The organism is Streptomyces sp. NPDC001941 (assembly GCF_040296945.1).
Lineage (GTDB): Bacteria > Actinomycetota > Actinomycetes > Streptomycetales > Streptomycetaceae > Streptomyces.
Window position 1 is genome coordinate 1 of record NZ_JBEOYE010000088.1, and the last position, 12772, is coordinate 12772.

General features: G+C 68.4%; 13 protein-coding genes. 6 read left to right on the top strand and 7 right to left on the bottom strand.

Annotated features, from left to right (window positions below):
• Nucleotides 1-278 (top strand): hypothetical protein (locus ABT160_RS37235; RefSeq protein WP_351652603.1); only part of this gene is annotated, 278 nt, incomplete at its 5' end.
• A 9-nt stretch (nt 279-287) separates the two neighbouring features.
• Here the strand turns inward: ABT160_RS37235 and ABT160_RS37240 are convergent.
• From ABT160_RS37240 to ABT160_RS37250, 3 genes are all read right to left on the bottom strand, one after another.
• Entirely contained in the window at nt 288-785 is a 498-nt protein-coding gene (locus ABT160_RS37240) for a PH domain-containing protein (RefSeq protein ID WP_351652605.1), read from the bottom strand.
• 415 nt (nt 786-1200) lie between these two features.
• Nucleotides 1201-1482: a hypothetical protein gene (locus ABT160_RS37245; RefSeq protein ID WP_351652607.1), complete on the bottom strand. Its 282-nt coding sequence runs from the start codon at nt 1480-1482 to the stop codon at nt 1201-1203.
• 373 nt (nt 1483-1855) lie between these two features.
• Nucleotides 1856-2119 carry a hypothetical protein gene (locus ABT160_RS37250; RefSeq protein ID WP_351652609.1) on the bottom strand — a complete coding sequence of 88 codons (264 nt, stop codon included), beginning with the start codon at nt 2117-2119 and terminating at the stop codon, nt 1856-1858.
• A gap of 131 nt (nt 2120-2250) precedes the next feature.
• Here ABT160_RS37250 and ABT160_RS37255 point away from each other — a divergent pair, with 131 nt between their 5' ends.
• The 3 genes from ABT160_RS37255 to ABT160_RS37265 all read left to right on the top strand — a co-directional run bounded on the left by ABT160_RS37255 (nt 2251) and on the right by ABT160_RS37265 (nt 6184).
• Nucleotides 2251-3495, top strand: a complete 1245-nt coding sequence (locus ABT160_RS37255; RefSeq protein WP_351652611.1) for an RNA-guided endonuclease InsQ/TnpB family protein — start codon at nt 2251-2253, stop codon at nt 3493-3495.
• A 517-nt stretch (nt 3496-4012) separates the two neighbouring features.
• Nucleotides 4013-5365: a group II intron reverse transcriptase/maturase gene (ltrA, locus tag ABT160_RS37260; protein WP_351652613.1), complete on the top strand. Its 1353-nt coding sequence runs from the start codon at nt 4013-4015 to the stop codon at nt 5363-5365.
• Nucleotides 5366-5458: 93 nt separating this feature from the next.
• Complete coding sequence (locus ABT160_RS37265; RefSeq protein WP_351652615.1) at nt 5459-6184, top strand: NUDIX domain-containing protein; 726 nt, start codon at nt 5459-5461, stop codon at nt 6182-6184.
• Nucleotides 6185-6478: 294 nt separating this feature from the next.
• Here the strand turns inward: ABT160_RS37265 and ABT160_RS37270 are convergent, their stop codons facing one another.
• Both ABT160_RS37270 and ABT160_RS37275 read right to left on the bottom strand, forming a co-directional pair.
• Nucleotides 6479-7504 carry a zinc-dependent alcohol dehydrogenase gene (locus tag ABT160_RS37270; protein ID WP_351652617.1) on the bottom strand — a complete coding sequence of 342 codons (1026 nt, stop codon included), beginning with the start codon at nt 7502-7504 and terminating at the stop codon, nt 6479-6481.
• A complete protein-coding gene (locus tag ABT160_RS37275; RefSeq protein ID WP_351652619.1) occupies nt 7501-8592 on the bottom strand; it encodes a cysteine protease StiP family protein in 1092 nt (363 codons plus the stop codon). Before ABT160_RS37275 ends, ABT160_RS37270 begins: the two co-directional genes overlap by 4 nt.
• A gap of 157 nt (nt 8593-8749) precedes the next feature.
• Between ABT160_RS37275 and ABT160_RS37280 the strand changes: the two genes are divergently transcribed.
• Both ABT160_RS37280 and ABT160_RS37285 read left to right on the top strand, forming a co-directional pair.
• Nucleotides 8750-9244 (top strand): gluconokinase, encoded by a 495-nt coding sequence (locus ABT160_RS37280; protein WP_351652621.1) that lies wholly within the window; start codon nt 8750-8752, stop codon nt 9242-9244.
• A gap of 318 nt (nt 9245-9562) precedes the next feature.
• Nucleotides 9563-11380, top strand: coding sequence for a hypothetical protein (locus tag ABT160_RS37285; RefSeq protein ID WP_351652623.1), 1818 nt, complete (start codon nt 9563-9565; stop codon nt 11378-11380).
• 68 nt (nt 11381-11448) lie between these two features.
• Here the strand turns inward: ABT160_RS37285 and ABT160_RS37290 are convergent, their stop codons facing one another.
• Nucleotides 11449-11670, bottom strand: coding sequence for a hypothetical protein (locus tag ABT160_RS37290; protein ID WP_351652625.1), 222 nt, complete (start codon nt 11668-11670; stop codon nt 11449-11451).
• Between the two features lie 228 nt (nt 11671-11898).
• A complete protein-coding gene (locus tag ABT160_RS37295; protein ID WP_351652627.1) occupies nt 11899-12648 on the bottom strand; it encodes a BlaI/MecI/CopY family transcriptional regulator in 750 nt (249 codons plus the stop codon).
• Between the last annotated feature and the right edge of the window lie 124 nt (nt 12649-12772).

The following is a 12772-nucleotide window of genomic DNA, read 5'->3' on the forward strand; positions in this document are numbered from 1 at the left end:
CGAAGGGGATCGTCCTGCTGGCGACACCGCAGGGCTGGCGCTACAGCGTCCTCACCGTGGAGGGCGGCATGCTGTGCGGACGTCTTGATGTGCCGCTCATCCTCGAACCGGGAGATGCGCAAGCTGCCGCGACTCGGGTGGTGACGGAGATCGCGCGCACCTTCCACGACAGCGACGTTGAGGTGCGCTGGGATCCTGCGCAGGATCCCGGGTCATGGACCGCTCACGTCGCCCTCGTCCCCGCGACGGAACCTGCTCCGGTCGATACCGCAGACTGAACGGCAAGCTCATGCCTGCGTCGAGACGTCGGTCTCCGCCTCACGCGCCGTGCACGCGGTGCAGGAGCGGATGTGCTGGACGTGGTGGTACTGCAGGGCGACGATCTTCTGCCGGGCAGCCGCCGTCCCGTACTCGGCGCTGCCGTCCAGTGATGCTTCACGGCCGTCGGTGAACTCCAGCCGTGCGACGCTGACAGTGACGGCCCCAGAAGAGCGGCCCAACTCGACGCGTCTGATGTCACACCAGGCGTGGGTGCGCGTGCGGCCCATGGCGCGCTCGGTGATCCCCTGCGAACTCACCCGAACTCCCCAGCGCACGCCACGGAATACGAAGAACAGACCCACCGCGATGGTGAGCGAGAAGAGAACCTTGCCGAACGGTCCCGACCCGGGGTCCGCAAGGCAGATGACACCGAGCAGCGCGGTGAACATCCCGAAGATCACCAGGACAGCGGTCTGGCCTGGGGAGGAGAACGCTACGGGCACGGCTTTCGGTCTGTGATCCATGACCAGACGCTAGAGTCCGCGCCCAGGCCACGACTACATCCCTCACTGCTTCGGGACACGCCTGTGACACGCCCCCACAGAGGCAAACCCCCTGGTTGGGGCACTACCGGGGCCCGTACCATCGGGCGTGATCGCGATGGGTCTGGGCTTGGGCGGCCGAAAGGACCTTCCACGCCGCGTGCGGCCCCGGGGACCTCGGCAAGGCCCTGGCGATCTTCCGAGCGCGCGCGACCGCCGGCACTCCCCTGACGGTATCGAGCCCGGTACAGGGACCCAGTGAACCTCTGCGAGACCTCGGTGCCGTCCTCGCCGGGGAGTCGGACCGTCTCCCCTCTCAGCTGTCCGGCGGCACGTAACGAGCCCGCGGGCCAGACCTTCGCGAAGCCCGGCCCGAAACCCCCCTGCGGGCGTTCGATCAGTTCAGGATGAACGCGAAGATCCGGCCGAAGGTGTCGACGTAGGCACGCCGCGCCGCCTGGTGGCCTCGGTGCCCCAGGTTCACCTCATAGGCCAGGGCGCAGGCCAGGAAGGCGAGGACTGCTGTGCCCAGACCGAGTGCCCAGGTATGGCTTTGCCAGGCGTAAACGGCGAGCAGGCCCAGGACGGTCAGCGCCAGACCGGCGTGACCGAAGAGCATGTTCAGGCCGAACAGCCGGTAGTTGTCCCGCCCCGACCAGGCCCGGTCGTCAGCGGCCACCAGCGCGGGCTCTCGCTCATCAGCCGGCTCCGCTCCCCATTCCCGTGACTGCACGAAACCCCCATGCTCTCGTTCGTCTCTGCCTGTACGGACGCGCCGTCTTGGTGCGCAGTTGCGCGGGCGTCGGGGGCTTCGGGTCCAACCGTGGCATGTCGCTCGACGCGGGTGCGGCGGTGTCAGGCAGCTCCGGCCGTATCCATCACCCTGCCGGCGGGTGCGTGAGCTGGCGGGTGGCCCCAGGCCGTCCGCCTCACTTGCGACGCCATCACCTTCCGCCTTGGTGGAGGCGCGCCCGAACAGCGTCCATGTGATGTCGCTGCCTCCGGTGCCCCTCGATCGTCAGGTTGAGGGGCACCGGAGCGTGCCGGTGCGTCTACGAGGCCGGTCGTACGGCGATGCGCATGAGCGCTCCGTCGTACTCGACGGTCTCGCCCGGCAGGATCAACAGCCCCGGCTCACCCTCCTGCCAGTCCGCATCGACACAGCGGACCTGCACCGCCGCGCCGCGGGCACCGGCCATGAACACCGTCGGGTCAACTTCCCAGCCGTGCCCGGCGAGCCACTGCTCCAGCGCGGCGGAGTCCGCGCCGCCCGCCCCGCGCGGCCATTCAAACGCGTCGGCCGTGCTGCTCGTCATCGGGATTCCTTCGTGGATACCCCCGGCTTGAGCCGGGGGAGGAAACGAAGCTCCTGCTAAGCAGGGCAGGGAAAGCCGGTTCGCCCCTCGGGCGGAGCGGCGTTGTCAGTGACGGCCGGTACGTTGGGCACATGCATCTGCGGTACTCCTTCCGGATCGAGCCCTCGCCGGGTCAGCGCATCGCGCTGGCACGGACGTTCGGCTGCGCCCGCGTGGTCTACAACGATGCGCTTGCGGCAAGGAAGGCCGCGTACAAGGCGGACAAGTCGCGGATCTCGTCGGGTGCTCTGGCGAAGCGGGTGATCACCGATGCGAAGCGCACTCCGGAGCGGGCGTGGCTCGCGGAGGTGTCGGTGGACGCCTTGCAGTCCTCCCTGCGCGATCTCGATACGGCCTACGCGAACTTCTTCGCGTCGGTGGCCGGTAGGCGCCAAGGTCGGCGTATGGGCCTGCCGGTGTTCAAGTCGAAGAAGGACAACCGGCAGGCGGTCCGCTTCTCGAAGAACGGGTTCCGGCTTCGGGTCGACGGCCGACTGAACCTTGCGAAGATCGGCGACGTCCGGGTCCGCTGGTCGAGGCCACTTCCTTCTGCCCCGTCGTCCGTGACGGTGGTCAAGGACCCCTCGGGCCGGTACTTCGCCTCGTTCGTCGTTGAGGCCGAGCCCGAGGCACTGCCCGCCACGGATGCCGAGGTCGGCCTCGATCTCGGACTGACGCACTACGCCGTGCTGTCGGACGGACATGTGATCGACAACCCGCGTTTCCTGCGCCGCGCCGAACGCAGGCTCCGCAGGGCTCAGCAGACTCTCAGCCGGAAGGCGAAGGGGTCGAAGAACCGGGCCAAGGCCCGTATCAGGGTCGCCCGCGCCCATGCTCGGGTTGCTGACGCGCGCAAGGACTGGTGCCACCAGAGTGCTTCGAGACTGATCCGCGACAATCAAGCTGTCTATCTCGAAGACCTGGCGGTGTCCGGCCTCGCGCGCACCCGTCTGGCGAAGTCTGTGCACGATGCGGCGTGGGGTATGTTCCGGCGGGTCCTGCAGGAGAAGGCCGCACGGTATGGGCGGTACGTCGGGACGGTGTCGCGGTGGCTGCCGTCGTCCCAGACCTGTCACGTGTGCTGGGCCGTGGACGGCAAGAAGCCGCTGCACGTGCGCACCTGGCGGTGCGGGAGCTGCGGTACAGAGCATGATCGTGACCTCAACGCGTCGCGTGTAATCCTCGCCGCCGGGCAGGCGGAGAGGCTAAACGCCCCTGGAGGGCCGGTCAGCCCTGGAGTGGCAATCCCACGCCAGGCACGGCCCGTTGAACGGGGAACCCACCCGAAGGCCCAGCCGCACGCCACCGGCAGTCAGACGGGAATCCCCCTCCTATAGGAGGGGGAGGATGTCAGTACGCCCGACATGGGCGGCAGCTAAAGGGTGAAAGTCCCGGCGAGGAGAGGTGAGACTAACTCGTTAGCCGAACGGCAAGGGCGTCATCGCGAGGTGGGGTCTGAAGGAAGCCGAAGGCGAAACCGGGTACCGATGTACAAGAACCGCATCTGAGGCTAGGCGTTCTGGGCAAGGTGGCTGACTGCACCGAAGCCCGCTCTCACCAAGAAGGGCGCAGAGTATATGCGGCGGGGATCCGGGGAAAGTTGCCGTTCTTATTCGGGGAGGTCTGTCCGGGTGTCACCTGTAACGGTGCGACGGCCGCGATCGTGACGATCAGTGGGAGTAATCCCTGTGATTTGCCGGGCAGAAGTCAGCAGAGGTCATAGTACCGAGATGGGTAGGCAGTAGGCCGACAAGGGCTCGGGAAGGACCGAACGTTTAGTGGATTGGAAGAAGGGTGTCTGCTCGATTCGGCCACGATGACCGCTGCAAGCCTGCCTTGGCAGATCCTCAGGTGATGAGGCCGGTGCATACGGCCGAAGTGCCCGTGGAGCGCAGTGACCAGACGGCGCGTCACCAGGACGACAATCACCGCGAGGCCGTGCCTCTATGGGAAGCAGTGTTCTCGAAGGAGAACCTTCTCGCGGCGCTCAAGCGCGTTGAAGCTAACCGGGGTGCTCCCGGTGTTGACGGGATGATCACGGAGGAACTGAGACCGTGGATCGCCCAGAACTGGCCCAAGGTGTGGGCCGAGCTCGACGCGGGGACATATAGGCCCGCTCCTGTCCGTCGGGTGACCATCCCCAAGCCGAACGGCGGGGAGCGGATGCTAGGTGTTCCCCGGGTGTTGGATCGATTGATCCAACAAGCTATTGCGCAGGTCCTCGTGCCCGTATTCGACCCTCATTTCTCCGGGGCGTCGTTCGGTTTTCGGCCGGGACGCTCGGCACACCAGGCCGTAAGGGTTGGTCGCCGTGCAGTTCAGGACGGGAACCGCTGGGTCGTGGACCTGGACCTCGATAAGTTCTTCGACCGTGTGAATCATGATGCGCTGATGGCGCGAGTGGCTCGCAGGGTGGAGGACAAGAAGGTCCTGAAGTTGATTCGCCGGTACCTGGAAGCCGGAATTCTGGCTGACGGGGCGGTCGTTGCTTCGGATGAGGGGACGCCGCAGGGCTCCCCTCTCTCACCGTTGCTCTCCAACATCATGTTGGACGACCTTGACCGGGAACTCTTCAAGCGCGAGCACCGGTTCGTGAGGTACGCGGACGATGTCATGATCTTCGTTCGGTCCGAACGAGCGGCCCGCCGTACCCTTGCCTCGGTCGCCACGTTCATCGAGCGCCGGCTGAGGCTGAGAGTGAACCGGGAGAAGTCCAAGGTGACGCCCGCGTTCAAGGCGTCCCTGCTGGGCTTCGGGTACTACCTCACCAAAGGGCAGGTGAAGATCCGGGTGGACCGGAAAGCCGTGAAACGGCTCAAGGACACCGTCCGGCGGATCACCTCCCGGACATGGGGAGTCTCGATGGCTCACAGACTGGACAAGCTGAACCGGTTCTCGGTCGGCTGGGTGGCCTATTTCGGTCTGTCCGACACCTCGCGGGTGTTCGCGGAGATCGATCACTGGGTCCGCCGCAGGCTACGGCAGGTCCAGTGGGTGCAGTGGAAGACCAGTCAGCGCAAGAACTCCATGCTCCAGAAGCTCGGTTACGAGTTCACGGACCAGGAGCGAAGCGTTGCAGTGCAGCGCAAGCGGTACTGGAGGGCCTCCCACCTGAAACCCCTGGAAATCGCCATGAACAACGCCTACTGGAATGGCCAGGGCTACAAGTCCTTCAAGGACTCATGGTCCCGCCGCCAACCCGCTTGAGATCAGCTGAACGAACCGCCGGATGCGGGTCCGCATGTCCGGTGGTGTGGGGGGAGGGCCGGGGAAACCGGCCCTCCTACCCGATAGCGGCTGGTGTACGCGTTCCTGCACGACCGGGCCCGCGTACTGCACGGCCTGGGCGAGCGACTGCGGTCGGACGGTGCCCTCGTCATCATCACCCCGACCGCCGGGAACACGCCCGAAGAGCGGCGCGGGATCGCCCTGGACGAGGACGAGATCGCCCTCGTCCGCAGCGGCTGGGAGACGACGGAACGGCACGACGCCGACGGGCTGGCGGTCCTGATCCTGCGCGGGCCGTGCCACGCGGACGCCGTCGCGGTGGAGAAGGGGCCGACGGCCGGCCGCGCGCTGTCCGGTGCGCTCGCCGTCGTCGCCGATGCTTCGGGCCGGGTCCTGCTGGGCAGGTCACGTCACGGGATGCTGGAGCTCCCGGGCGGCAAGAACGAGCCGGGCGAGGACTTCGCCCGGGCGGCCGTGCGGGAACTCGTCGAGGAGACCGGGCTGGTGGCCGGGCCGGAGGACGCGCACGTACTCTCGTTGCTCCTCGACGCCTGCCACGGCGTCCCGCGGATCACGGCGGTGGTGCGGATCACCGCCTGGACCGGCGTCCTCGCGAACGGGGAGCCTCAGTTGTTCGGACGGTGGGAGTGGTACGACCTGCACGCCCTGGCTTGCGCCGGACCGGTCTTCACGCCCGCCGCGCACGCGCTCGCGTGCGTCTGGTCCGGCATCATCCCCGGCCTGCCTCCCGTGACGGCCTACCCTCTGGCGGTCGGGCAGCCGCCGGTGCCCGGGTAACCGGCCGAGGCGGCCCGGCTGCGGGACGCCATGGCCCGTACCGTCATCGAGGGCGGCTGGGCGCCCTCCGTACGCGTCCAGGCGGCGCTGCGTGCGGTGCCGCGCCACCGCTTCGCCCCCGAGGCCGGACTGGCGGCGGCGCACGACGGCGGGGACCGGGCCGTCGTCACCCGCCGCGACGCCAGGGGAAAGGCGACCAGTTCGGTGTCTGCGGCGTGGCTCCCCCGTGAGCACTTCCGCGTGATCATGAGCAGCGATCGAGTATTTCCGCGTGACCATGAGCAGTGGTTACGCTCAGTTGCCATGCCTGTCGATGAGGATCTTCCCCCGGGGGCCTTCCGATGGTTCGGCAAGCAGCCGGAAGGCATACGCGAACTGCTCGAGCCGGACGCGGTGGGTGATCACCGGCATCGGCCGGAAGGTACCGGCGTTGAGGAGGCGTACCGTCTGAGCCCAGGCGGCGGTCGTGTAGCTGAAGCTGCCCCGGATCCTCAGGTCGTTGTTGACGACGTCGTCGACGCGAAGGTCGAGGGTGTGCCCGTGGCCGGCGATGCCGAAGAGCAGCACCTGCCCGCCGCGGCATGCTGATCGCAGGGCGGCCGTGACGGCCGCGGTGCTTCCTGCTGCCTCGACGACGATGTCGTACGCCCGGGCCGCAGGGGCATCTACCGTGAAGTGGTCGACGCCCATGGTGTGGGCGAGTTGTGCCTGTGCGGGGCGCAGTCCCGCCATGGTCACTGACGCTGGTGACCACAGGCGGATCAGGTGTGCGGCGAGCAGCGCGAGTGTCCCGTCTCCTACTACCAGCACGTTCGCGCCGGGTTGGATGTCGATCTCGTTCAGTCCGCGCAGGGCCACCGCGCCGGGCTCGACCAGTGCGCCCGCGGCGAGCGGGACGTCCGGGGAGAGCCGGTGCACGAGGTGCCAGGGCGCGGTGATCGCGGGTGAGGCGGCACCTTGCAGGGTGAAGCCCAGTTGTTCGAAGTCGTCGCACAGGTTGGTGTGTCCACTGCGGCAGGCCGGGCACAGCCGGCACGGCCGGATGCCCTCGACGACTACCGGGTCTCCGGGGTTCAGGCCCGGCACCTGTGTTCCGGCCTCCAGGACGCGGCCGGACCATTCGTGTCCCAGGACCACGGGATAGCGGACGTAGGCCGGGTCCAGTTGACCTTTGACGATCTCCAGGTCCGTGCCGCACAGCCCGACGAAGTGCGGCTCGATGAGCACCTCGTCCGGCCCCGGGGCGCCAGCGCACCGTTCCTCCAGGACCACCTTGTGCGGGCCGATGACGACCAGCGCCTGTCCGCCAATGCTGCTCATCCGATCTCCGTCTTCAGCAGGCCCACGCACGCATAGGCGAGTTCGGGTACTTCCTCGACAGGGACCGCGCGGGCGGCGGCGAGCAGGCGGACATGCCGGTGTGCGGGGTCCTTCGCGTCGCGGATCAGAACCCTCCATGTCGGGCGCCGCAACAGCACGCGTGTGGTTTCACCGACCCCCGGCTTGACACCGTTCAAGTCCGCGATGCCGTACTGCGCCCCGATCTTCGCAGCACAGTCCCGGCCCACCCAGGTCGGTGTGCGGTCAGCCCCCCGGACGGACGCGAGCGCGGAGGGCACCTGTGAGGACACGGCAGCAAAGAACCCGCTCACGGTGTCGAGGAGGTGCTGGGAGACGTCGTCGGCAACCAGTTCGCGATAGAACTTCGCCCCGTGGAAGTCCCCAGGCGCAGTCACTGTCTCGCTGTGCACGGTCCGTGAGATGAGCCCGGTGACCGTGGAGTTCAGGCAGGCGGAGGGCAGCAGGAAATCGTCGCGGGTGCCGTAGGTCGAGACGCAGGAGCCCGGGTCGGCGAGCACGGCGAGGTCGTCGTTGAACGTGCGGCCTGTCGTGTCCCGGTAGCGGCTGAGGGACGCCGTCAGTTCCTGGGCTATCGCGCCCTTGCCCGTCCAGCCGTCGACGAACACCACGTCGGCCGGGTCGTGGTGGCGGGCGAGGTAATCAAGTGCGCTGGTGTCGACACCGGGGCCGCGGATGACCGAGATCGCGTAATGGGGCAGCGTCAGACCGTGGGCGAGTGCAGCCCAGCGGCGCATGAGAATGCCGACCGGGGTTCCGGCGCGGGCTATGGAGACCAGGACGGCGCCATGGCCGCGCTGGCTGAGGACCAGTTCTGTCAGGACCGCGACGGCCAGCGCACAGCGTGCGGAATTCTCCCGCAGCACCGTGTCGAACAGTGCCCGGTAGGCGTCATCGGGCTGGTACTCGGCCGGCAGGGAGGCGAAGAAGTCGGCTTCGGCCACGGGGGTACGGGGAGCAAGGTCGAGAGGGGAGAGGTCCTTGAGCAGCCAGGCGACCTCGTCCGCGGCGTAGGTGCCGAAGTACGGCCCGATCAGTGGAGCAGACACCGATACTCGGCCCCCGGGAACCTGACTCACTGTCACCCTCCGACGTCACCTGCGCTGATTGGGTGATCGTATAGGCTCCTTCGGCCGGATCGGCGAAGGGTCCGGGAAGCAGGCTGCCCATCGGCGGACGCAAACCAGGGGCTGGGGAAGGACTCGGATGGCCATTGTCGTGATGGGCGTCGGCGGGGCGGGCAAAACCACGCTGGCACGCCGGCTTTCCGCAGCCATGAACGCCGAGTTCGTCGATGCCGACATCTTTCACGCCCCGGAGTCGGTCAGGAAGATGACGCGCGGCATCGCGCTCGACGACGCCGACCGCGCGCCGTGGCTGCAGCGAGTGAACAGGGAAATCCTGCGCCGCCCGGCGAGGACGGTGATCGCCTGCTCGGCCCTGAAGCGTGCCTATCGCGACATCCTGCGCCGGGACACGGATCCCCCCGTCTGGTTCGTCCACCTGGTCGTCAACGAGGCTGAAGTGCGGCGCCGCCTGTCCGCCCGAAAGGGCCACTACTTTCCCGAGACCCTCGCCGGGTCACAATTCGCGGCACTGGAACCACTGCAACCCGACGAGCACGGCATGTGCCTTGACGCATCGCGGTCACCCGACGAACTCGTCGCCGACGTACTTGCCGCATCCTCTGGCAGCCCCTGACCTTCAGGACACTGCACGAAGGCCATACGAGCGGAGCTCCGACCAGTTGGTGAGCCCAGTCGGCCACAATCCTGCCCGCCTCAAGCACAGCCCGAGAATTTCACATGGCACGACACACGCGGCCCGCTGGCCGCCACGCTGGAGGAACTCCGTGTGCCTTCGTACGCAGGACAGCGTTACCCACCGCAACCTCGCCGACTGTACTCGCAGAGGATATGGCTCATGATCAGGCAGCGGGCCTCGTAGCCAAGAGTGCTCACCGCGGGCAACGCCCCAGGCAGGTGGACTGCGGATGCTCGCGAGCTTGCAGAACCTACAGTGACCCTCGTCCAGGGCGACGCCGCCCTCGGTGCGCCCGGCCCCCTCGTTCCCCGGGGCGGGTTCGACGGGATCGTGGTCACGTACAACTGCTACGACGTAGCCCCGGCCTGGCGCAGCCAACTGGCCGAGGGCGCACGGCTCGTGCTGCCGCTGGAGGTCGGTGGCCATACCCGGGCGATCACGCTGGAACGGCGGGGCGAGGCACTGCACGCGCGTGGGTTCACCCACTGCGGTTTCGTACGCGACCGAGGCCACCAGGCCCACGACATCCCCGTCGTCCCGCTCCTGGACGGCGCGATCTCCCTGCGGTTCGAGCACGGACACGCTCGGCCCACCGACGGCCTGGAGGACGCGATGAGGGGGCCGCGTCAGGACGTCGCCACCGGCGTCACCATGGGGACGGACGAGTACTTCGGGTCACTGCACCTGTTCGCCGCGACGACGGTGCCCGGGTACTGCCGGGTGACGGCCCATCGCGACCCGGAAAGCAGCGTCGTGGACATCCCCCAGGGCCACGACGCGCCCGCGACGCTGCTCGGCACGTCCCTCGCCTACCTCCGGTGCGTCAAGGTGCGTGACGGCGAACGGCGCGAGGACAGGCGGTGGGAGTGGTACGTCCACGCCTTCGGCGAGCAGCGCGCCGAGCTCACCGACACCCTTGCCCGCACGGTCCGGCTCTGGGACCGCCACGTACGCACCGACGACAACGACGCGCACATCGAACCGGCCCTGGCCCGTCCACCCCCACGGCACTGCCGACCAGGACCTGCCACCGGGCTACGTCATCGACAAGCCCCACAGCCGTCTGGTCTTCACCTGGCCACTGCCCGCGTCCGCACGCTGAGCCTCGGAGCGCAGTGCATGACCCGCTCCGAACCACCCGACGCCTGGACGGTGTTCACCGCGCCCCGGCGTCCGTCCCGTGGCCTGGGCCGGCGCGCGAGTCGAGTGCGGAAAACCCGCTGGCTGGGCGCGGGGACGGCTTCCTATCGTGGCGTCATGACAGACGAGGCAGCACCGAGACCCTCCGGGAACCCGTGGGAAGGTCAGGCCGACCCGGACCCGGGCGGTCCAGGGTCCTACCGGGACGTGTGCTCCTGCTTCTCCCAGTACGGCCACCACCCGCGGGCCAGGGTCGGGTTCCACCGCGAACTGCAGGACACCACCGCACCCGGCTGGCAGCGACTGCTGCACCTGGTGGACGAAGCGGCGGCGGACGGGCGCGAGGAGTTCGAGCCGCTGCGCGAACTCAGCGCCCGGGAACGCCGGCAGGTCATCACCCTGCCGACCACCATCGCCCGGCTCACCCGCGTCAGGCGCCTGGACCTGTACGGCAGCAACCTGGTCCGGATACCACCCGAGATCGGGGCCATGACCAGCCTGGAGGAGTTCACCCCCTACACCTCCTACCGGCTGCACTGGTTCCCGTACGAGATCACCCGCTGCCCCAACCTACGGCGCAGCACGGTCAGTACGCGCGCGCTGTTCGGCAATTACAGGCTGCGGCCGCCCTTCCCGCGCCTACGTCCCGTCCAACCTCGCGTCGCGGACCTCGGCCCGGACCTCGAACGTCTCGATCCCGGGCGCTGGGGACCCACTTCACTGGGCACCTGCAGTGTCTGCGACCAGCCCCTCGCAGAACGCGGACTGCACCAGGCGTGGATCTCGCTGCGCGTCGCCACCGACGTACTGCCCCTCCTGGTCAACGCCTGCTCCCCCACCTGCGTGGACGCCCTGCCCACCGGAGCCCGCCATCACATGCCCACCCCGCACACGGGCGGCCGTCAGGAACAGCCGCCCGCCGTCTGGGGGTGAACAGCCAGTACGCCCGCGCGGGTGGCGAGGCGCCTTTCGGGCAGAGATTCAGGCCGCCAGGGAGGGGATCACCAGATGAGCCGGGCCGTGTAGTCGATCATGATGTACAGGGGAATCCCGAGGAAGACGATGCCGACGACGCGGACGAGGGGCTGGAACGTCTTGCCGAACTCCGCGCTGTCGCCTGGCCTTTGCGCATACCAGGTCCGGAAGCCTTTGACGTCGAACGTGAGCGCCAGCCCTACCAGCAGGAACGGGAGCAAGAAGAGGTAGAACCCAAGGGTGCGCATGTCTCTCCTCGTCGTTTTCCGTTGTCGCTGATCCTGGATCCTGCGCGGACCGGGGGTGACAACGCGCCGCGCTCGCGCGACGGGAATGAACCTGCCTCACGCGGGCGCGGCGCGCGCCAAGCTCAGCTGTCGAGTACGGCGCCTTCCCGCATCAGTCGGTCCAGCCGTGCTTTGACATCGCGCACGGAGACCACGCCCCCTGGCTGCCGGGATCGTCCTCCGATGCCGTCACAGGGCGGCGGGCTGCGTTTCGGCAGCCTCGGTGAGCTTCCCCTCGGCAAGCTTGCCGGCGGGTGCCGTGGCCTGCGCGGGTGCGGTGTAGAGCACCGACCGGCCCTGGGTCGAGCGCTCGGCCTGGCCCTTCTTCACCAGCGCTTCGAGGGTGTTGCGCACGCTCTGCTCGGACGTGGTCCGTCCCGGCTCGCCCGCGCCGAGGTCCTGGAACACCTCCCGTGCGGTGCGCGGCTCGCTCGCCGTCGTGCGGAGCACCGCCAGCACTGACTCGCCCAGCGCCGGAACGGCCTTGCTCGCCGCCTTCTTCGCCGTCTTCCCCGGCACCGCCTCGGCCGCGGGGGCAACCTTCGTCGGCTTGACAGCCTTCGCCCCACGCTTGGCGGGCAGGGCCGTCTTCTTCGGCTTCTTCGCCGCGGGCTTCGTAGCCGTGGCCGCCTTGCGGGAGCCCGTCCCACGCGTCTGCCGCGGCAGCGCCTCCACCGGAGCCTGCTCCTCGCCCACCGCGCCCTGTGCCGGCGACTCTGCCTCGGCCCCAGGCAAGCTTGCCAGCGCGGTACGCAGCCACGCCTCATCGGCCCGCAGTCGCTCGAGCTCGGTCGTGAGCTCGCGCTGGCGGGCCTGGTTGGAGGCCAGGTCGGTGGTGAACTGCTCGGCATACCGGCTGTGGATCGGAGCACTCCCAGGCCCAGGCACCCCTGCGGCGCTGCGGGTACCGGCCTCGCTGGTCATAGGCTCATCGGCCACAGGAACACCCTTCGCTTCTACGGACATTGCTGCCCGACTCTACCCATCGACACGTTGCGCCCTGCACCTCCGACCAACCTCCACCACTCCGTCTCGGCCCCAGGAGCGACACAAGGCGAAGCGC

Coding starts and splice junctions, on each gene's coding strand:
- ABT160_RS37250 (WP_351652609.1), bottom strand. CDS start 2,119: ATGACGAGCAGCACGGCCGACGCGTTTGAATGGCCGCGCGGGGCGGGC.
- ABT160_RS37270 (WP_351652617.1), bottom strand. CDS start 7,504: ATGAGCAGCATTGGCGGACAGGCGCTGGTCGTCATCGGCCCGCACAAG.
- ABT160_RS37255 (WP_351652611.1), top strand. CDS start 2,251: ATGCATCTGCGGTACTCCTTCCGGATCGAGCCCTCGCCGGGTCAGCGC.
- ABT160_RS37280 (WP_351652621.1), top strand. CDS start 8,750: ATGGCCATTGTCGTGATGGGCGTCGGCGGGGCGGGCAAAACCACGCTG.
- ltrA (WP_351652613.1), top strand. CDS start 4,013: ATGAGGCCGGTGCATACGGCCGAAGTGCCCGTGGAGCGCAGTGACCAG.
- ABT160_RS37240 (WP_351652605.1), bottom strand. CDS start 785: ATGGATCACAGACCGAAAGCCGTGCCCGTAGCGTTCTCCTCCCCAGGC.
- ABT160_RS37290 (WP_351652625.1), bottom strand. CDS start 11,670: ATGCGCACCCTTGGGTTCTACCTCTTCTTGCTCCCGTTCCTGCTGGTA.